At 66.3% G+C, this 18,825-nt stretch carries 15 protein-coding genes; 11 read left to right on the forward strand and 4 right to left on the reverse strand.

Translation table 11 applies throughout. The annotated features are described in order from the left end of the window. Positions 1–20: 20 nt before the first annotated feature. The 3 genes from J4E58_RS09275 to J4E58_RS09285 all read right to left on the reverse strand — a co-directional run bounded on the left by J4E58_RS09275 (position 21) and on the right by J4E58_RS09285 (position 3,981). Positions 21–1,646, reverse strand: a complete 1,626-nt coding sequence (locus tag J4E58_RS09275) for an NADP-dependent glyceraldehyde-3-phosphate dehydrogenase (RefSeq protein ID WP_053261791.1) — start codon at positions 1,644–1,646, stop codon at positions 21–23. A 373-nt stretch (positions 1,647–2,019) separates the two neighbouring features. Next, the gene (locus tag J4E58_RS09280) at positions 2,020–3,057 is read right to left on the reverse strand and encodes an AraC family transcriptional regulator (RefSeq protein ID WP_087091571.1); all 1,038 of its coding nucleotides are present in this window, start codon (positions 3,055–3,057) and stop codon (positions 2,020–2,022) included. Between the two features lie 9 nt (positions 3,058–3,066). Continuing rightward, on the reverse strand, positions 3,067–3,981 hold the full coding sequence (locus J4E58_RS09285; protein ID WP_087091570.1) for a GGDEF domain-containing protein: 915 nt from the start codon (positions 3,979–3,981) through the stop codon (positions 3,067–3,069). 383 nt (positions 3,982–4,364) lie between these two features. On the opposite strand from J4E58_RS09285, the gene J4E58_RS09290 reads away from it, so the two are divergent. The 8 genes from J4E58_RS09290 (at position 4,365) to J4E58_RS09325 (ending at position 14,511) form a co-directional block, all read left to right on the forward strand. Beyond that, complete coding sequence (locus J4E58_RS09290) at positions 4,365–6,899, forward strand: TonB-dependent receptor (RefSeq protein ID WP_087091569.1); 2,535 nt, start codon at positions 4,365–4,367, stop codon at positions 6,897–6,899. Between the two features lie 151 nt (positions 6,900–7,050). Beyond that, a complete protein-coding gene (locus J4E58_RS09295) occupies positions 7,051–8,964 on the forward strand; it encodes a phytase (RefSeq protein ID WP_087091568.1) in 1,914 nt (637 codons plus the stop codon). Positions 8,965–9,055: 91 nt separating this feature from the next. Continuing rightward, positions 9,056–9,766 carry a protein TolQ gene (gene tolQ, locus J4E58_RS09300; RefSeq protein ID WP_087091567.1) on the forward strand — a complete coding sequence of 237 codons (711 nt, stop codon included), beginning with the start codon at positions 9,056–9,058 and terminating at the stop codon, positions 9,764–9,766. A gap of 13 nt (positions 9,767–9,779) precedes the next feature. After that, on the forward strand, positions 9,780–10,226 hold the full coding sequence (tolR, locus tag J4E58_RS09305) for a protein TolR (protein ID WP_087091566.1): 447 nt from the start codon (positions 9,780–9,782) through the stop codon (positions 10,224–10,226). Continuing rightward, positions 10,223–11,059, forward strand: coding sequence for an energy transducer TonB (locus J4E58_RS09310; protein ID WP_087091565.1), 837 nt, complete (start codon positions 10,223–10,225; stop codon positions 11,057–11,059). Before tolR ends, J4E58_RS09310 begins: the two co-directional genes overlap by 4 nt. Positions 11,060–11,401: 342 nt before the next feature. After that, a complete protein-coding gene (locus tag J4E58_RS09315; protein ID WP_087091564.1) occupies positions 11,402–11,803 on the forward strand; it encodes a cytochrome c5 family protein in 402 nt (133 codons plus the stop codon). Positions 11,804–11,889: 86 nt separating this feature from the next. Further along, a complete protein-coding gene (locus tag J4E58_RS09320; protein WP_172963057.1) occupies positions 11,890–13,218 on the forward strand; it encodes a D-arabinono-1,4-lactone oxidase in 1,329 nt (442 codons plus the stop codon). A gap of 84 nt (positions 13,219–13,302) precedes the next feature. Further along, positions 13,303–14,511, forward strand: a complete 1,209-nt coding sequence (locus tag J4E58_RS09325) for a DSD1 family PLP-dependent enzyme (protein WP_172963056.1) — start codon at positions 13,303–13,305, stop codon at positions 14,509–14,511. Between the two features lie 63 nt (positions 14,512–14,574). Here the strand turns inward: J4E58_RS09325 and J4E58_RS09330 are convergent, their stop codons facing one another. Then, entirely contained in the window at positions 14,575–15,525 is a 951-nt protein-coding gene (locus J4E58_RS09330; protein ID WP_087091561.1) for a transporter, read from the reverse strand. Between the two features lie 271 nt (positions 15,526–15,796). Here J4E58_RS09330 and J4E58_RS09335 point away from each other — a divergent pair, with 271 nt between their 5' ends. The 3 genes from J4E58_RS09335 to J4E58_RS09345 all read left to right on the forward strand — a co-directional run bounded on the left by J4E58_RS09335 (position 15,797) and on the right by J4E58_RS09345 (position 18,816). After that, the gene (locus tag J4E58_RS09335; protein WP_087091560.1) at positions 15,797–16,834 is read left to right on the forward strand and encodes an AraC family transcriptional regulator; all 1,038 of its coding nucleotides are present in this window, start codon (positions 15,797–15,799) and stop codon (positions 16,832–16,834) included. Between the two features lie 100 nt (positions 16,835–16,934). Beyond that, entirely contained in the window at positions 16,935–17,819 is an 885-nt protein-coding gene (locus tag J4E58_RS09340; RefSeq protein ID WP_087091559.1) for a Dyp-type peroxidase, read from the forward strand. A 28-nt stretch (positions 17,820–17,847) separates the two neighbouring features. After that, on the forward strand, positions 17,848–18,816 hold the full coding sequence (locus J4E58_RS09345; RefSeq protein ID WP_087091558.1) for a Gfo/Idh/MocA family protein: 969 nt from the start codon (positions 17,848–17,850) through the stop codon (positions 18,814–18,816). The last annotated feature ends 9 nt before the right edge of the window (positions 18,817–18,825 follow it).

Below are 18,825 nucleotides of genomic sequence, written 5' to 3' on the forward strand. Positions count from 1 at the left end.
CCAGGGGAAGCTCTCCGTTTCTAGAAAATGTAATCGGTGGTCAGGAAGCTCGACTCGCGGTTACGGATGATGTCGCTGATCAGCTCCTTGTTGCTCTCCTGGAACTTGGTGGCCACCAGGGTGCGGATCGAGAAGGTGCGCAACGCGTCATGCACAGACAACGTACCTTCGGCGGAGTTCTTGCGCCCGTTGAAGGGGTAGGTGTCCGGGCCGCGCTGGCACTGGGCATTGAGGTTGATCCGCCCGACCTGGTTGGCGAAGGTGTCCACCAGATGCCCGACTTGTGCCGGCTCGGTGCCGAAGATACTCAGCTGCTGGCCGAAGTCCGATTCCAGGACATAGTCGATCACTGTTTCCAGGTCGCGATACGGCACGATCGGCACCACCGGCCCGAACTGCTCTTCCTGGTACACGCGCATCTGGCTGTTCACCGGGTACAGCACCGCCGGGTAGAAGAACGACGCCCGCGTTTCGCCGCCGCCGGGGTTGACCACTGTGGCGCCCTTGTCGATGGCGTCGGCCACCAGGGCATGCAGGTAATCGACCTTGCCCGACTCCGGCAGCGGCGTCAGCGCCACCCCCGGTTCCCACGGCATGCCGGGCTTGAGGCTGAGCAGCTTGGCGTTGAATTTCTCGATAAAGGCATCGACCACGCTTTCATGGACGAAGAGGATTTTCAGCGCGGTGCAGCGCTGGCCGTTGAACGACAGCGAGCCGGTGACCGCCTCGTTGACCGCGTTATCCAGGTCGACTTGCGGCAGCACGATGCCGGGGTTTTTCGCGTCCAGGCCCAGGGCGGCGCGCAGGCGGTGCGGCTTGGGGTGCAGTTTCTTCAGGTCGCTGGCGGCCTTGTTGGTGCCGATGAAGGCGAAGATATCGATCTTGCCGCTGGCCATCAGCGCGCTGACGGTTTCCCGGCCGCTGCCGTAGATCACGTTGATCACCCCGGCCGGGAAGCTGTCGCGGAAGGCTTCCAGCAGCGGGCGGATCAGCAGCACGCCGAACTTGGCCGGCTTGAACACCACGGTGTTGCCCATGATCAGCGCCGGGATCAGGGTGGTGAAGGTTTCGTTCAGCGGGTAGTTGTACGGGCCCATGCACAGGGCCACGCCCAGGGGCACGCGGCGGATCTGGCCGAGGGTGTCCTGTTCCAGCTCGAAGCGGCTGGAACGACGGTCGAGTTCCTTGAGCGCGTTGATGGTGTCGACGATGTAGTCGCAGGTGCGGTCGAACTCTTTTTCCGAGTCCTTGAGGTTCTTGCCGATTTCCCACATCAGCAGCTTGACCACCGCCGAGCGTTGTTCGCGCATGCGCCCGAGGAAGGCTTCGACGTGCTGGATGCGTTCGGCCACGCGCATCGTCGGCCACGCGCCCTGGCCACGGTCGTAGGCGCGCACGGCGGCGTCGAGGGCGGTCAGCGCGGTGTCGGCGTCGAGCAGCGGGGTGCTGCCGAGAATCACTTGTTCGTCGCCATGGGCGGTGGCCAGGTACACCGGGCTGCGCACCAGGGCCAGGGGCCCGTTCCAGGTCTGCAACTGACCGTCGACCAGGTACTCGCGTTGCTCGACCTGGCCGTCCAGGCGGTACTGCTCGGGGATGTCGGCGGCGACGGGAAACAGCGTGTTCAACAGATGGGCTGTGGTCATGACTCTATTCCGTAATGGCAATGGGCAATGCACCGGCGGGCTGGAGCGCGCCGGCGCTGACGGGCGAGACAGGTCTCCAGGGGTTTGTTTCTACGGATATACGCCCTGGTGTCTCGGGTCTCGGGCTCTGTACAAAAAGTGGCTACGCTCGGCCATGCTGCGTTAAAAACAGGCTCGGAATGCTCATGTAGGTCCCTACACTCCGCTTCCTCGCCTGTTTTTGCCTTGCCTGGCCTTCGCTCGCCGACTTTTCGTACAGGCCCTTAGCAAAAAGCTGGGCCAAAATGGCGGAAAGTCGTGCAGCAGAGGTGTGATGGTGTGGTTCTTTGGGCCAAGAGTAGCCGTTTTTTCCCTTGGAAAAACAGCCTTTGTTTCAACCGGCGCTGAACAATTGGCGGATCAGGTTAGGGGTGCTGCCGGTCCAGCGCTTGAACGAGCGGCGGAAATTCGCCGCGTCGTTGAAGCTCAGGTACTCGGCGACTTCCTCGTTGCTCAGGCCCTTGATCCGATACAGGTACAGCGCCACATGCTTGCGCACCAGGTCCGCCTGTTGCTGGAAACCGCTGTCGTGCTTGTGCAGCTTGCGCTTGAGGGTGGCCGGGCTCATGCCGAAGGCCTGGGCCGTCTGTTCCAGGCTCGGTGCCTGGCGCACCCGGCCTTGCAGGTAGCGGTAGACGCAGTCGAGGAAGCTTGAGGCAAACCCCAGTTGCTCGAGCTGGCCCTGGGCTTCCTGGCGCGCCACCTGGCCGGCGGTGGCCGAGGCGTTGGGCCAGGGCTGAGTGAGGAATTCCCGGGGGATGCGCATCAGGTCCATGGGCCGCTTGAACTGGGTGTGCTCGCCCAGGTGCACCCAGTACTGCTCGACATAACGCGGCTCGGCATGGCTGAAGCTGCATTCCCAGGGCAGGCGCTGGCCGCTCAGCCACTGACTCATGGCCACCAGCGAGGTCATGCTGGCCTCCAGCAGGAAACGCCATTGATCGCCGGCGCCGCAGCTGTCCAGCCAGTAGAAGTAGGCGTGCTGGTCGTCCAGCAGCAAGCGCGGGCTGGCCAGTGGGCTGAGCAGCGCTTGTTGCTGCACCAGGGTGTCGAGAGCCTGGTGCAGGTTCTGCGCGTGGCGCAGGGCGTGGCTGGCGGCGCCGTAGTGCCCGGGCAGCAGGCGCTGGCCGAACAGGAAGCTGCTGTCGTCGGCGTCCAGCAGCCGTCGGCTGTTGCCGATCAGGCCGAGAAACTGCTGCGGGCTGAGGCGGGTCTGGCCGGCCAGGATGTCCTCGTGGAACAGCCCGGTGCCGCGCAGCAGGCGATGGCTGTCGATGTCCCGCGACAGCGCCAGGTCGATCAGGCTGGCCGGCTGGTAATGCCCGGGAATGAACCGGCTGTCGTTTTCGTACCAACGGGTCTTCAGGGTCATGGCCGGGCCTCAGGCGCTTTTCGCCAGCGGCTGCTTGGCCCGGGCCAGGGCCAGGTTGAGGCGCTTGAGCAGCACCTCCGGCGTCTCGTCGAGGGCCATCACCACCGCGGTGCAGGCGCACAGCTGCAAGCGTTCGCCGTGCTGGCGGCTCTTGTGCGCCAGGCTCCGTACCGCCTGTTGCAGCTCCTGGGCCAGCAGCCGCGCCTGGCTCTCGCCGGTGTTCGGCAGCAGCACCACGAAGCGGTCGCCGGCCAGCCGGCAGAGCAGGTCCTGGCGACGCAGGTTGAGCAGCAGCAAATGGCTCAGCGCCTGCAACACCGCGTCGCCCTCGGCGTGGCCGAAGTCCTGGTTGATCGCGGCGAAGTTGTCCAGGTCCAGGGCCAGCAGCGACAGCGGCTGCTGCTGGCGCTGGCTGTCCTGCAGGCTGTCGGCCAGCTGGCGCTTGAGGTAGTCGGCGCCGCCCAGCGGGGTGAGCTTGTCGAACAGCCGGTGCTCGCGGAACAGCCGTTCGCGTTTCTCCATCTGCGCGCTGATCGCCAGCTGTTCGCGGTGCCAGTGGTAGATGCCGATGGTCAGCAGGACCATGCCCACCGGCATCGGCGCGGATTCCAGCCAGTGGTCCCAGGCGATGCTGTCGGGCAGGCGGATGAACTCGTCGAGGCTGTCGATCCACCAGGAGAAGAAGATGCAGCTCAGGCCCAGGGCCAGGTAGTTGGTGACCCGTCCCGCCGGGCGGCTTTTCAGCACCAGGCCGAGCCAGATCAGGGCCAGCAGGGCGGTACCGCCTTCGCCGATTATGTCCAGCCACACCCATTCGTTGACCGCCTTCAACTCGCCACAGGCCAGGTGCAGGAGCAGGCCGAGATTGGCCGCCAGCAGCAGGGTGGCGAGTTTCCATCGGTGGGGTTTGAGCACTGAGAACATGGCCGCGATCCTTTGGCGAAGAAGCAATGCGCGCCAGCACAGCAGATGTGTGTGACAGCCGGGTGACGGCGGCGAAGCGGGTGGGGGAGGTCGAATCAGCTCATCGTGACGGTGTGTTTTTTTTGCGATCTGGGGGCGGTGTGGCCGCTGACGTTACGCGGCGTAGGAGCGAGGCTTGCCCGCGAAAGCGTCAGACCAGTCACCGCCACCCCCCGGGAAAAGGTCATTTCAGCTCACTTTGCCCCTCGAACCCGGCCCAAACCCCGCTTCAAGGGCCTCCCCGCCAACCCCTGTCACGGAACCGTCATTCGCCGACCCTAGCTTGCCCTCCCAGTTGCCGGGCCCCTTGCCTGGCGTCACCGGACTCTTGGGGGAGGACCATCATGTACAAGCGCAGCAGCACCGCCGGCCTGCTCGGCTTCACGTTCACCGCCCTGGCCATGGCGATCGCCAGCGAACGCCTGAGCGCCGCCGAAGCCGACTCGAGTAAAACCACCGAACACCTGGAAGTGGTCGGCCAGGCCGCGAGCATCGACCAGGCGCTCAAGGAGCAGCGCAGCGCCGACAGCATCAAGAGCGTGGTGCACGCCGATGGCGTGGCCCAGTTGCCGGACGAGAACGTCGCCGAAGCGGCGCAGCGCCTGCCGGGCATCAGCGTCGAGCGCGACCAGGGCGAAGGGCGCTTCGTCAGCGTGCGTGGCCTGGGCCCGGACCTCAACAGCGTGACCATCAACGGCACCCTGGTGCCGGCCCCGGAAAGCGAACGCCGCGCCGTGGCCCTGGACGTGCTGCCCTCGGAGCTGGTGCAGTCGCTGTCGGTGATCAAGACCCTGACCCCGGACATGGACGCCAACTCCCTGGGCGGCACCGTCGATGTGCAGAGCCTTTCGGCCTTCGATCACAAGGGCCTGTTCTACACCGGCAGCACGGAAGCCAGCTACGACCGGAACACTCACCAGACCAGCCCGAAATTCTCCGGTGCGGTCAGCGACCGCTTCAGCCTCGGCGACGGCATCGACAACTTCGGCGTGGCCGCGGCCCTGAGCTGGCAGAAACGCGACTTCGGCTCGGACAACGTCGAGACCGGCGGCGCCTGGGACTTCGAACAGGGCGCGAAACTGCAGGAGTTCGAACTGCGCGACTACGACATCAGCCGCGAGCGCGCCGGCGGCGGCCTGAACTTCGACTACAAGCCGGACGACCTCAGCAGCTACTACCTGCGCACCCTGTACAGCCGCTACAAGGACAGCGAGACGCGCAACGCCGCCAGCCTGGAATTCGCCGAGCCCCAGGCGGCCGGTGAGCTGGGCGACGCCGAAGGTAAACGCAAGCTCAAGCAGCGCGAGGAAACCCAGGAGATCCAGTCCTACGTGTTTGGCGGCGAACGTATGTTCGGTCTCTGGACCCTCAGCGGCCAGGCCGGCTACAGCCGCTCCAGCGAAGACAGCCCGGGGCACATCGCCAACGCGGTGTTCGAAGGCAACGACGACTTCGCCGACAGCGGTTTCTACGACAAGGACAAGCCGCGGCCGATCGTCGGCCAGGGGTTCTACGACCCGGCCAACTTCAGCCTGGACAAGGTCGAGTGGGAAAAGCAGCGCACCACCGACACCGAGAAAAACCTGCGCCTGGACCTGGCCCGCGACTACGACCTCAGCGGCTATGCGTCCCAGGTCAAGTTCGGCGGCAAGGTCAGCCGGCGCAACAAGGACAACGACCTCGACGCCTGGGTCTACAAGGACTTCGACGAACTGGGTTTCAGCGACGAGCAGCTCAACCTCGACCGCTTCCGCAAAGGCAGCGTCGACTATCGCCTCGGCCGCTTCGGCCCGGGCATCAGCGGCGGCTCGATCAAGCAGTTGATCGGCGGCCTGGACCGCGATGCGTTCTTCGACGAAACCGAATCCCGGGTCAACGACTTCAAGATCCGCGAAGACATCAACGCCGGCTACCTGATGAACACCGTCGATATCGACGACTGGCGCTTTATCGCCGGCCTGCGCTACGAAGGCACCGAGTTCGAAGCCAAGGGCACCGGCGCCACCGACGGCGAGTTCCAGTCCACCGAAACCAAGCGTCGTTACCACCACTGGCTGCCGGGCCTGCACGCGCGTTACCAGCTGGACAAGAACACCCAGGTGCGCGCGGCCTGGACCAAGGCGGTGGTGCGCCCGACCTTCGGCCAGCTGGCGCCGGGTTTTGTCATCGACGATGACGAAGCCAGCTTCGGCAACCCGGACCTCAAGCCGCTGGAGTCGAGCAACCTGGACCTTGGCATCGAGCACTTCATGGGTCGCGCCGGCACCGTCTCGGCCTTCGTGTTCTACAAGGACATCAAGAACTTCGTCTACAACACTGACCTGGCCGGCACCGGCGCCTGGACCGACTTCGCCGAGGCGCACACCTTCGCCAACGGCGACAGCGCCAAGCTGTACGGCCTGGAACTGGCCTACTCGCAGAAATTCGACTGGCTGCCGGCGCCGTGGAACGGCCTGCTGCTGGGGGCCAACGCCACCTTCAGCCGCTCCGACGCCGAGATCAAGGGCTTCGATGCCGCCAGCGGGGTCAACCGCAAGCGCAGCATCGACCTGCCGAACCAGTCGGACACGGTCGGCAACCTGATGCTCGGCTGGGAAAACGACAAGCTCAGCCTGCGCCTGTCGGCCAACTACAAGTCGGACTACCTCTATGAGCTGGCCTCGATCGACGACAAGGCCCACGACCTGCACGTCGATGCCCAGACCTTCGTCGATTTCAGCGCCCGCTACTCGCTGACCAAGAGCCTGCAGCTCAGCTTCGAGGCGCAGAACCTCACCGACGAGCCGTACTTCGTCTACACCGGTCACCGCTCCTACAACGGCCAGTACGAGGAGTACGGCCCGACCTACAAGCTCGGCCTGACCTTCACCCACTTCTAATCCACACCGCACACGCTGTAGGAGCGAGCTTGCTCGCGAAGGTCTTGAACGATGACGCGGGCTGTTTGTAAGCACGCGCTGTCTTGAGGTTTTTCGCGAGCAAGCTCGCTCCTACAGAGGGCGGTTTGCCTGACAAGGATTTTGCCTGTTCATGAGAAGTTCCTACCTGTACCTGTTGATGACTGCGTTGACCTGCGGCCAGACGATGGCCGCCGACCTGGCTCTGCGCCCTTGGGCACCGGCACTTGAGGCAGATGCCATCACCTTCCTGCCCAACGGCTCCGAGCGCCTCGCCGCGAGCAACCGTGACGGCCTGCTGTTGCTGGATGCCGAGGGGGCCGAGCTGGCTCGCTTCAAAGGCAACTTCAGCAGCCTGGATACCCGCGCCGCCGGCCGCCAGGTGCTGGTCGCGAGCCTGGACAACGATCGCCAGCAGGCGCTGCTGGTCAGCCTCGATCCACAGAGCCGCCAGTGGGGCCAGCCGCTGTACCTGCCGGCGCGGGACTTCCCGGTCAACGGCCTGTGCCTGTACCGCGACGAGGCCAGCAACCTGTTCCTGTTCCTGGTGGGCGAGGAGGGCAAGGGCGAGCAATGGTTGGTGGGCACCGGCGCCCGGCTGAGCGCCACGGCGCAACGGGTGCGCGGCGTACCGCTGCCGCCGGCGGCGCAGTTCTGCCAGGTGGACGATGGTGCCAATCAATTGCTGGTCAACGAAGAGAACGTCGGCTGGTGGGCCTACCCGGCGCACCCCGAAGCCGAGGTCGAGCGGCGGCCGGTGGCCATGCGCGCGCCCTTCGGCGACATCGCCAAGGCCGCCGGCGCCATGGCTTTGGTGCCGGGTGGTGTGCTGGCGCTCGACCCCAAGGCGGCGCGCCTGCACCTTTATCAGCAGGGCGACCAACAACAGGGCGAAGGCTGGTCGCCCAGGGCCAACCTGAGCTTGCCCGGCCTGAAGGAGCCGGAAAACCTCGCCGTGCAGGCCAGCGCCAAGGGCCTGCAAATACTGCTGCGCGACGATGACGACGGACGGATCTACCAGGGCCGGCTGGACTGGCAGGCCACCCCGGTGCCGCCGGCGCCGGTGCTGCCGGCGCCGGTGCTGCCGAATGTGTCGGCCCTGAGCCAGAGCGAGCCGGTAGGGCGCCAGGGCGATGCGGCGGACGACCCGGCGATCTGGATTCACCCTCGGCAGCCGGAGCTGAGCCGGGTGCTGGGCACCAACAAGAAGCAGGGGCTGCTGGCCTACGACCTGCAAGGAAAATTGCTCCAGGAGTTGCCGGTGGGGCGGTTGAACAACGTCGACCTGCGGGCGAACTTCAAGCTGGGCACCCAGGTGGTCGACCTGGCGGTGGCGAGCAACCGCGATCACAACAGCCTCAGCCTGTTCAGCATCGATCGCGCCAGCGGCGAGCTGCGCGAAGCCGGGGAGATCCCCACGCCGCTCAAGGAAATCTACGGTATCTGCCTGTTCCAGCCGGCCAGCGGCGAGCTGTATGCCTTTGCCAACGGCAAGGACGGCCGCTTCCTGCAATACCGCCTGAGTGCCGCCGATGGCCGGGTCCAGGGCGAGCTGGTGCGCCAGTTCAAGGTCGACAGCCAGCCGGAAGGCTGTGTCGCCGACGACCAGCGCCAGCGCCTGTTCCTCGGCGAGGAAGACGTCGGCGTGTGGGCGGTGGATGCCCGCGCCGACCAGCCGGCCAACCTCACCAGCGTGATCAAGGTCGGCCCGCAGCTGCATGCCGATGTCGAGGGCCTGGCGCTGTACCAGAGCGAGACGCATGACTACCTGGTGATTTCCAGCCAGGGCAACGACAGCTATGTGCTGCTCGATGCCGAGCCGCCGTTCGCCTCCCGCGGGGCCTTCCGGGTCGGCCTGAATGCCGCCGCGGGCATCGACGGGGCGTCGGAAACCGATGGCCTGGAAGTCACCTCGGCCAACCTCGGCGGGCCCTGGAGCCGGGGCTTGCTGGTGGTCCAGGACGGCCGCAAGCGCATGCCCGAGCAGACCCAGAACTTCAAGTTCGTGCCCTGGGCCGAGGTGGCCAGGGCGCTGCAACTGCCCTGAGCCGTCATTAACCGTTCATCAACATGTCATCGAATAGCCCCGGCGCCGTCGTGCATTGACGGCCCGGGCGCACAGGCAAAGGAGTTTCACCATGCAGGCGACACTGGAACACATGACCATCTGGGGGCTGATCAGCGATGCCAGCCTGTTGGTCAAGGCAGTCATGCTCACCCTGTTGCTGGCGTCGTTGCTCAGCTGGTACCTGATCATCCAGCGCAGCAGCGTGCTCAAGCGCACCGAACGCCAGCTCGACGCCTTCGTCCAGCGCTTTCGCGGCAGCGCCGAACTGACCCCGCTGTACCGCGAAAGCCTGCAACAGGCGGACGGCGAGGGCGGTGTCGAGCCGATCTTCCAGGCCGGTTTCCAGGCCTACAGCCAGCTGCGCCAGCAGGGTGGCAACCCGGCCGGGGTGGTGCTCGAAGGGGTCGAGCGTTCGCTGTACGTGGCCATCAGCGAGCAGGAAATCCGCCTGGAAAAAGGTTTGCAGTTCCTCGCCACGGTGGGTTCGGTCAGCCCCTATATCGGCCTGTTCGGCACCGTGTGGGGGATCATGAATTCCTTCCTCGGCCTGTCCCAGGTGCAGCAGGCGACCCTGTCCACCGTGGCCCCGGGCATCGCCGAAGCGCTGATCGCCACCGCCATCGGCCTGTTCGCGGCGATTCCCGCGGTGATTGCCTACAACCGTTTTGCCGCCCGCGGCCAGACCCTGCTGACCCGCTACTACGCCTTCGGCAACGAACTGCAGGCGCGCTTGCATCGCCAGTTGCACGGCGCGTCGTCGAACCTGGCCGTCGCGGCCTGAGAGGAGAGTGCAGATGCTAGTCAGGGCGCAACGCAAGCACGGGCCCAAGGCCGAAATGAACGTGGTGCCCTACATCGACGTAATGCTGGTGCTGCTGGTGATCTTCATGGTCACCGCGCCGATGCTCACCCAGGGGGTGAAGATCGAGTTGCCCAAGGTCGCCAGCGAGGCCCTGGCCACTGATACCCGGCAGCAGATCCTGACCCTGTCGGTGAAGGCCGAGGGCGGCTACTACTGGAACCTCGGCGGCGAGCTGGATACGCGCCAGCAGACCGACAGCGCGGTGGACCTCGACGAGATGCGCGCCAAGGTGGCGCAAATCGTCGCCGCGCGCAGCGATACCCAGGTCTACATCCGCGCCGACCAGGACGCCGGTTACGGCCTGGTGGTGGCGGCCATGGCGGCGTTGCAGCAGGGCGGGGTGAGCAACCTGGGGCTGGTGACCGAGGCCCCGCAATGACGGCGATGATCATGCACAGTCCACGGCAGGCTTTCGACGAATTCTCCCTGCAACCCTCGCCCAGGCACTGGCGGTCCCATGCGCTGGCCGCGGTCCTGGCGGTGGCGCTGCACGCCGGGGTGCTGGCGCTGCTGGTGGCGGGCTGGTCGGTAGAGCCGCCGGCCGCCGAACAGCCGGCGGTGTTGCGTACCCAACTGGTGATGCTGCCGCCAGCGCCACAAGCGCCCGAGCCCGCGCCGGCTTTAGTCGAGCACGCACCGACACCCGCACCGCCGGAGCCGGTGCTCGCGGTACCGGTCGAGCCGGTCAAGCCTGCGGTCGATCCACAGCTCCAGACGCGCAAGCTCGAACAGGCGGCCCTGGCACGCAAACGGGTCGAAGACAAGAAGCGCGAGCAACTGGTCGAGCAGCAGCGCGAGCGCCAGGAAAACCAACAGCGCAGCCGCGAAGCCGAGCAGCAGCGCCTGGCCCAGGAGCAAGCGCAACAGCAGCAGCGTGCCGAACAGGCGCGCTTGGCCGCCGAGCGCGCCCGGCAACAAGCTGCCGCCCAGGCCGCGGCCGACAGCCGCCAATACCTGCCCCTGAGCAAGGAGGCCCCGGACTACCCGCAACGCGCCCTGGACAAGCACATTGAAGGCGACTGCACCGTGGAATACAGCGTCAACCCGCAAGGCAAGGTGGAGCACCCCAAGGTGCTCGATGGCTGCCACCCGCTGTTTATCCGCCCCTCGCTGGCGGCGGCCAACACCTTCCGCTACCAACCGCGCATCGTCGACGGCCAGGCGGTAGCGGTGCCCGCAGTGCGCAACACCTTCCACTACCGCATCAAATAGCCCCGGCTGTTGTTCTCCAGCAGCAGCGGCCGGCTGTTGCTCGATTGCCCGTGTAGCGGCGGTCCCCAGGCCCCCGCGTTATCGTTCATCGCGGGCAAGTCGGATCGCCGCCCGCTCGCTCCTACAGAATTGCGGGGGCTTCTGTAGGAGCGAGGCTTGCCCGCGAAAAACCGTTAACGATAACGCGGTCCACCGGTAAACCGCGGCGCCCCCATCGTGGGCAAGCGTCTGCCCCTGGCCGCAGATGCCCCCCTCGCTGGCCCGCAATGCCCTCAGGCCGTGGCCGCGCCTGCCTTAGTGTTGGCTCTGGGTCGATCCCGACCGTCACCCGAGAGGAACACCATGCCGGCACCGACTGCCTCGCTGCGGTTTTCATCCGTCGTCACACCGTATCGCCTGGGGCGCATCGCCCTGTGGCTGGCGCTGGGCGGGCTGCTGGTTGCCTGCGGCGACAAGCCCGCGCCGCCATCGGCGGCTACCCTGCAACAGCTGCCCGACGACTCGGCGCTGGCGCGGATCTATGACAGCAGCTGCAAACTCTGCCACGCCAACCCGGCGTCCGGCGCGCCGCTGACCGGCGATATCCAGGCCTGGCGCCCGCGCATCGCCCAGGGCGCCGATACCCTGCTGGACCACAGCATCAACGGCTATAACGGCATGCCGCCGATGGGCCTGTGCATGCAGTGTTCCGAGGAGCAGTTCCTCGGCCTGATCCGCTTCATGTCCGCACAAGACCTCCAATAATCCGGCACAAGGACACTGGCATGAGCATGCACCTCACACGACGTCAGCTGCTGCAACGCGCCGCGGTGGCCGGGACCTTCAGCGCGCTGGCCAGCAACCCGCTGCTGGCCGAGCTGGCGCGGGCGCCCCGGCTGATTCCCTGGCGCAACTGGTCCGGCGCGCAAAGCTGCCTGCCCCTGGCGCGGCTGGCGCCCAAGGACCTGGACGAGCTGGTGCAGGTGATTCGCCAGACCCCGGGCAAGATCCGTCCGGTGGGTTCGGGGCATTCCTTCAGTGCCCTGGTGCCCACCGACGGCACGCTGCTGTCGCTGAGTTTTTTCAGCGGCCTGCTCAGCCACGATGCCGCCACCTTGCAGGCCGAGTTCGCCGCCGGCACGCCGATGTCGCGCATGGGCGCGCCGCTCAAGGCGATCGGCCAGGCCCTGCCGAACATGGCCGACATCGACTACCAGACCCTGGCCGGGGCCATCGCCACCTCGACCCACGGCACCGGCGTCGGCTTCAAGTCCTATTCGGCCCAGGTGTGCGGCCTGCAACTGGTGACCGCCAGCGGCGAGGTGCTGGACTGCGACAGCCGCCGTAACGCCGAAATCTTCAACACAGCGCGGGTCTCCCTCGGTGCGTTGGGCGTGGCCACCCGGGTGCGTCTGCAGAATCGCCCGGCCTATCGCCTGCGGGAAAAACAGTGGATCGCCAAGACCGAGGAACTGCTCGAAGACCTGGCGAAAAACACCCACGAGAACCAGCACTGGGAAATGCTGGTGGTCACCCATTCCGACTACGCGCTGTCGATTGCCCTGAATGAAACCGAAGACCCGGCGACCCCGCCCGTGGACCCGGCACAAGAGGGCGGCAACGAGTTCGTCAGCCTGATCGAGAACCTCGATAAATACCTCAGCGACTTTCCCGAAACCCGCCGCACCCTGCTCAACAGCCTGCGGCATTTCGCCCGCTTCGACGACCGGGTCGGCGACTCCTACGAGGTCTACGCCAACGTGCGCACCGTGCGCTTCAACGAAATGGAGTACTCGGTGCCGGCCGAGCACGGCCCGGCCTGCCTGCGGGAAATCCTCAAGCTGATCCGCGACAAGGACCTGCGCACCTGGTTTCCCATCGAGTACCGCTATGTCCAGGCCGACGACATTGCCCTGAGCATGTTCGAGGGCCGCGACAGCTGTTCGATCTCGGTGCACCAGCACTACGCCATGGACCACCACAACTTCTTCGCCGCCATCGAACCGATCTTCTGGAAGTACGCCGGCCGCCCGCACTGGGGCAAGTTGCACAGCCTCAACGCCCGGCAGTTGCAGGCGTTGTACCCGCGCTGGCGGGAATTCACCCGGGTGCGCGAAGCGCTGGACCCCGGCGGCAAGTTCCTCAATGCACACCTGTCGTCCATCCTGGGCGTGGTCTGAAGGGAGATAAAAAGCATGAATCGACGCAACTTCCTGCTCGGTACCGCGGGTGTCGGCGCCTTGTTGGCAGGCGTGGGCGCCTGGCTGCGGCCCGCCGACCGGGGCGGGCCCTACAGCGACTATTTCCGCGCGCTGAACCAGGAACTCAAGGCCCACGGCCCGATGCGCCCGGTGCTGCTGATCGACCTCGATCGCCTGGACCACAACATCGATGTGGTGCTGCAGTCAGTCAAGCGCGGCGGCAAGCAGCTGCGGCTGGTGGAGAAATCCCTGCCGTCGCCGGGGCTGCTGGCGTACATCGGCCAGCGTGCCGGCACCCAGCGCCTGATGTCATTCCACCAGCCGTTCCTCAATCACGATGCCCTGCGTTTTCCCGAGGCCGATATCCTGCTGGGCAAGCCGCTGCCGGTGCGCTCGGCGCAGCTGTTCTACCAGGGCCACAAAGGCCGGTTCGACCCGGCCCGGCAGTTGCAATGGCTGATCGATACCCCGGAACGTTTGCAGCAATACCTGGCCCTGGCCCGCGGCCTGGGCACCCGGCTGCGGATCAATATCGAGCTGGACGTCGGCCTGCACCGCGGTGGGGTGAAGGACAGCAGCGGCCTGGGGCCGCTGCTGACCCTGATCGCGGCCAACCCCCAGCACCTGGAGTTCGCCGGTTTCATGGGCTACGACCCCTTTGTCGGCATGGGCGTGCCGGGCATTCTCGGCTCGCCCGAAGCGCTGTTCGCCAAGGTCATGCAGCGCTACCAGAGCGCCGTGGACTTCACCCGGCAACGCCATCCGGCGCTCTGGCAGCCCGGGCTGACCCTCAATACCGCCGGCAGCCCCAGCTACCGCATGCATGAGCGGGAACAGTTGAGCAGCGAGGTGTCGGTGGGCACGGCGATGCTCAAGCCGACCCATTACGACCTGCCATCCCTCAGCGAACATCGGCCCGCGGCCTACATCGCTACCCCGGTGCTGAAAAACACTGGCCCGGTGCGCATCCCGGCGCTGGACGACAAGTCGAAGCTGTTGGCCTGGTGGGACCCGAACCAGCGCGAGACATTCTTCATCTACGGCGGCAACTGGCAGGCCGAGTTCGAGTCGCCGGCGGGGCTGCAAAGCAACGGTCTGTTCGGCCGCAGTTCCAACCAGGAGATGGTCAACGGCTCGCCCGCCGTGGGCCTGGGACCGGACGACCAGGTGTTCCTGCGGCCGATGCAGAGCGAAGCGCTGCTGCTGCAATTCGGCGACCTGCTGGCGGTGCGCGGTGGGCGGATCGTCGAGCGCTGGCCGGTCTACAGCTAGGTTTTTGCGCTGTCCTCGAGGCCTTTCGCGGGCAAGTCGGATCGCCGCCCGCTCGCTCCTACATCACAGGCTGAACGGAATCGTCAGCTTGGCCCACAGCATCTCGCCCTCGGGCCGGTTCTCCACGTCGAACTCCTTGGCCCAGCGGATCTCCGCGCTGGCGTACTTGAGGAAGGTCAGGTACAGCGCCGGGCCGATGGCGAACACCTGGCCGCGCACGCCGTCGTCCACGTCCTCGCCGAGAAACTGCACGGTGCGGCCGTACTGTTTGTCGTCGCTGGTCTGCTTCAGGTAGTAGCCGTTGAGCCCCAGGCTCAGGTTGTCGGTCACCTTGTAGCTGGCGGAATAGTCGAAGTGGAAAATCTGCCCGGACTTGTAGTCGGTGGCGTGGTTTTCCTCGTTGAAGCTGTAGGTGGTCTTCAGCGACAGCTCGGTACGCGGGGTCGGCAGCCAGGTCACCGAAACCAGCGGCTTGTAGGTGTAGAAGTTGTTGCTGGTGTTGGCCAGGCGCGTCGCGTCGTACTTGCCGGTGGGAATGGTGATTTCCACGGCGGCGCCCAGGGTCAGGTTCTTGCCCAGGTCCCACAGGATGATCGGCGCGATGGTGGTATCGCCCATGCTTTCGCGCTGGTCCTTGAGGCCGAAGACCCCCACCTGCTGGCGCAGATAGGGCTGCGCCACGTAGCCGCCGAGGCGCCCGCCGAATACCCGCAGCGGGCTCAGGTAGTCGAGGCGGGGAATGATCGCGTCGGAGACGATCCGCACGTCCGGCACCTTGCCGCCCAGGGAGCTGATATTCAGCTTCCGCGCTTCGTAGTGGTTGTAATACAGGTTGAAGGCGAACATGTGGTCCGGCAGGCCGTTGACGTCCAGCGGCAGGATGAAAAAACCGTCGGTGCCGGGGCCGATATTGTCGACCCCGGATTCGCTGGCCGGGGCCAGGGTGGGCAGGGCGGCGAGGCAGGCCAGGCTGGCGGCGAGGCGCCGGGGGAGAGGGGTGCGGGTCGAATTCATGTTCGGGCTCTTATTATTGTCAGTGGGCGCGCAGTGGGCCGGTTTCCGGCCGCCCCATAGGAATAAGCCTTCGACGCCCGGGCAGGCAGGGTATTGGCGGCCACTGAGGGGGACTTTCGCGGCCAGCCTGCAATGACTTGTTACATCCTTCCGTGAGCGCGAGCGGAAAACGCTATGCTGAGCGGGCGCTCGCCTCGCCCTGGCGGTGATGGGAGCGGGGCGCATAACCAGAATAAGCATTGCAGCCGAACCGGCTCGGGACCCGATGCCCATGCAGATGAAAGCCGTCGATCCACAGTACCAACTGGCCCTGGTTTCACCCTTCCTGTTGCAGACCCTGGCCGAAGTCGCCGGCAGCCACGGCGTCGACCCGCACGCCCTGTGCCGCGGCCTGGGCTTCACCCTCGACGACCTGCAGGACCCTGCGCAACGCATCTCCTACCGCCAGGCCGTGGCGATGATCCAGCGCGCGCTCAAGGCCTTGCCCCGGCAGGGCGTGGGCCTGTGGGTCGGGCATCAGAACGTGCTCGGCACCCTGGGCCTGCTGGGGCATGTGCTGTCGCTGTGCAAGACCCTGCGCGATGCCTTCGACATCGGCATCCGCCACCAGCACACCTCGGGCGGCATTGTCAGCTGCACGGTGCGGCAGCAGGGCGACGAATTTTTCGTCGAGGCCGAATGCCGGCTGCCCTACAGCGACGTACAGATCTTTGCCGTCGAAGAGTTCTTCGCCAGCCTGCCGGTCTATGGCCGCGCCCTGGTCGGTGCCGATTTCAAGGCGCTGCGGGTCGAGTTCATGCACGCCGCCCCGGCCTACCAGGACGAGTACCTGCGCCTGCTGGGGCCGGACGTGCACTTCGGCTGCCTGTACAACCGCATGGTCATCGCCGGCGAATGGCTTGATACGCGCCTGCCCAACCACCACGCCGTGGCCCTGCGCCAGGCGCTCAAGCTGCTGGAACTGGAAAGCGCCCAGGTGCACCGCAAGCTGGACCTGATCCAGGCGGTGGAGCGGGCCATCTCCCGCGACCTGACCCAGGGCAGCCATATCGACCAGGTCGCCAGCGACCTGAACATGAGCGGGCGCACCCTGCGCCGGCGCCTGAGCGAGCACGACCTGACCTTCGACGCATTGCTGGAGCAGGTGCGCCGGGCGCGCACCCTGAGCCTGCTGGCCAACCCGCAGCTGTCCATCGAGCGCATCACCGAGGCGGTGGGCTACAGCGACGTGCGCAGTTTTCGCCGGGCGTTCAAGCGCTGGACCGGCCTCAGCCCCAGTGCCTATCGGGAAGAGGGCGGCCAGGCGTAGGGCCGGGGCGTGGCCATTCACCGCATCGCTTCATGGGTGTCTAAACCCCCACAAATTGTGGTGCTCCGGGTAAACTTCGCGCTTTCTTCAAGGAGTCGCTATGAGTTACTACCAGCCGGGCATTCTTGCCACCCCCGTTCCGAGCCAGGCTCGTCACCTGTTTTTCGCCCTCGAATCCATCGAGGCGCTGCCGGCGGCGATCGATCGTCTGCTGACGCTGGTGGACGGGAAAACGGCGGTGGCAGGGTTTGGCGCGTCGCTGGTCAAGGCGCTGGGCGCCCGCGTGCAGGGGCTCAAGACCTTCCCAGCGCTGACTGGAGTCGGCGTCGACAACCCTTCGACCCAGCATGCGCTATGGGTCTGGCTGCATGGCGAAGACCGCGGCGAGCTGCTGCACCGCGGCAACGCCCTGGCGGCCGCCCTGGCCCCGGCGCTGCGCCTGGTGCAGATGAACGAAGCCTTCCGCCACAAGACCGGCCACGACCTGACCGGCTACGAGGACGGCACCGAAAACCCCCACGATGACGAAGCCATCGCCGCGGCCCTGGCCGACGGCAGCGACGGCCTGCGCGGTGGCAGCTTCGCCGCGATCCAGCAGTGGCAGCATGACTTCAAAGGCTTTGCCGCGATGCATCAGGAAGAGCGCGACAACATCATCGGCCGCCGCCTGAGCGACAACGAAGAGCTGGACGACGCGCCGGCCTCGGCCCACGTCAAGCGCACCGCCCAGGAGAGTTTCACCCCCGAGGCCTTTTTGGTGCGCCGTTCGATGCCGTGGATCGAAGGCGACAAGGGCGGCCTGATGTTCCTCGCCTTCGGCCACAGCCTCCAGGCCTTCGAAGTCCAGCTGCGACGCATGAGCGGCCTGGAAGACGGCATCGTCGACGGCCTGTACCGCATGAGCCGGCCGATCACCGGCGGCTACTACTGGTGCCCGCCGCTGCTGGACGGCCGCCTCGACCTGCGCGCCCTGCAAGCGGTCTGAGCGGCCCATGGGCATAGGGGGAGAGGGCATGCCGCCCGTGCGCTGGGGCATGATCGGTTGCGGCAGTGTCACCGAGCGCAAGAGCGGCCCGGCCTTCTACAAGGCGCCGGGCTCGGCGCTGGTGGCGGTGATGGGCCGGCGCCTGGAAGCGGTGCGGGACTATGCGGCGCGCCACGGCATCGCGCGTTTCTACACCGATGCCCAGGCGCTGATCGACGACCCCGAGGTGGACGCGGTGTACATCGCCACGCCGCCCGACAGCCACCACGCCTACAGCTTGCAGGTGGCCGCCGCCGGCAAGCACTGCTGCGTGGAAAAACCGATGGCGTTGAACGCCGCGCAAAGCCTGGAGATGCAGCAGGTTTTCCAGCGGGCCGGCTTGCACCTGTTCGTGTCCTATTACCGCCGTTCCCTGCCGCGCTTCCAGCAGGTGCGGCAATGGCTGCGGGACGGGCGCATCGGTGAAGTGCGCCACCTGAGCTGGACCCTGACCAAGGCGCCGTCCGAGGCCGATCGCAATGGCGGCCGCAATTGGCGTACCGACCCCCGGATCGCCGGCGGCGGTTACTTCGCCGACCTGGCGAGCCACGGCCTGGACCTGTTCCAGTACCTGCTGGGGGACATCACCGAGGTCGCCGGTTTCACCGCGCGGCAGGCCGGGCTGTACAGCGCCGAGGACGCGGTGAGTGCCAGCTGGCGCTTCGCCTGCGGCGCCCTGGGCACGGGGGCCTGGAACTTCGTCGCGGACCGTCGGGTGGACCGGGTGGAGATCATCGGCAGCCAGGGGCGTATCGCTTTCTCGGTGTTCGACGAGCATCCGCTGCACTTGGACGCCGATGAACAGCTGAGCCTGTTCATCGACAACCCCGAGCACATCCAGTGGCACCACGTGCTGGGCATGAACGCCCATATCCGTGGCGAAGCGCAGCACCCGGCGCTGGCCGCCGAGGCGGTGAAAACCGACCGGGTCATGGACCTGATCCTCAAGCGCGGTTAGACCCTACGG

Source organism: Pseudomonas sp. FW305-25, assembly GCF_017351415.1.
Classification (GTDB): Bacteria; Pseudomonadota; Gammaproteobacteria; order Pseudomonadales; family Pseudomonadaceae; genus Aquipseudomonas; species Aquipseudomonas chlororaphis.

What these genes read in the sequence shown, in the direction of transcription:
- J4E58_RS09340 (WP_087091559.1), top strand. Translation starts at nt 16,935, where the DNA reads ATGAGTTACTACCAGCCGGGCATTCTTGCCACCCCCGTTCCGAGCCAG.
- tolQ (WP_087091567.1), top strand. Translation starts at nt 9,056, where the DNA reads ATGCAGGCGACACTGGAACACATGACCATCTGGGGGCTGATCAGCGAT.
- J4E58_RS09290 (WP_087091569.1), top strand. Translation starts at nt 4,365, where the DNA reads ATGTACAAGCGCAGCAGCACCGCCGGCCTGCTCGGCTTCACGTTCACC.
- J4E58_RS09315 (WP_087091564.1), top strand. Translation starts at nt 11,402, where the DNA reads ATGCCGGCACCGACTGCCTCGCTGCGGTTTTCATCCGTCGTCACACCG.
- J4E58_RS09295 (WP_087091568.1), top strand. Translation starts at nt 7,051, where the DNA reads ATGAGAAGTTCCTACCTGTACCTGTTGATGACTGCGTTGACCTGCGGC.
- J4E58_RS09345 (WP_087091558.1), top strand. Translation starts at nt 17,848, where the DNA reads ATGCCGCCCGTGCGCTGGGGCATGATCGGTTGCGGCAGTGTCACCGAG.
- J4E58_RS09285 (WP_087091570.1), bottom strand. Translation starts at nt 3,981, where the DNA reads ATGTTCTCAGTGCTCAAACCCCACCGATGGAAACTCGCCACCCTGCTG.
- J4E58_RS09335 (WP_087091560.1), top strand. Translation starts at nt 15,797, where the DNA reads ATGCAGATGAAAGCCGTCGATCCACAGTACCAACTGGCCCTGGTTTCA.
- J4E58_RS09280 (WP_087091571.1), bottom strand. Translation starts at nt 3,057, where the DNA reads ATGACCCTGAAGACCCGTTGGTACGAAAACGACAGCCGGTTCATTCCC.
- J4E58_RS09310 (WP_087091565.1), top strand. Translation starts at nt 10,223, where the DNA reads ATGACGGCGATGATCATGCACAGTCCACGGCAGGCTTTCGACGAATTC.
- J4E58_RS09330 (WP_087091561.1), bottom strand. Translation starts at nt 15,525, where the DNA reads ATGAATTCGACCCGCACCCCTCTCCCCCGGCGCCTCGCCGCCAGCCTG.
- tolR (WP_087091566.1), top strand. Translation starts at nt 9,780, where the DNA reads ATGCTAGTCAGGGCGCAACGCAAGCACGGGCCCAAGGCCGAAATGAAC.
- J4E58_RS09275 (WP_053261791.1), bottom strand. Translation starts at nt 1,646, where the DNA reads ATGACCACAGCCCATCTGTTGAACACGCTGTTTCCCGTCGCCGCCGAC.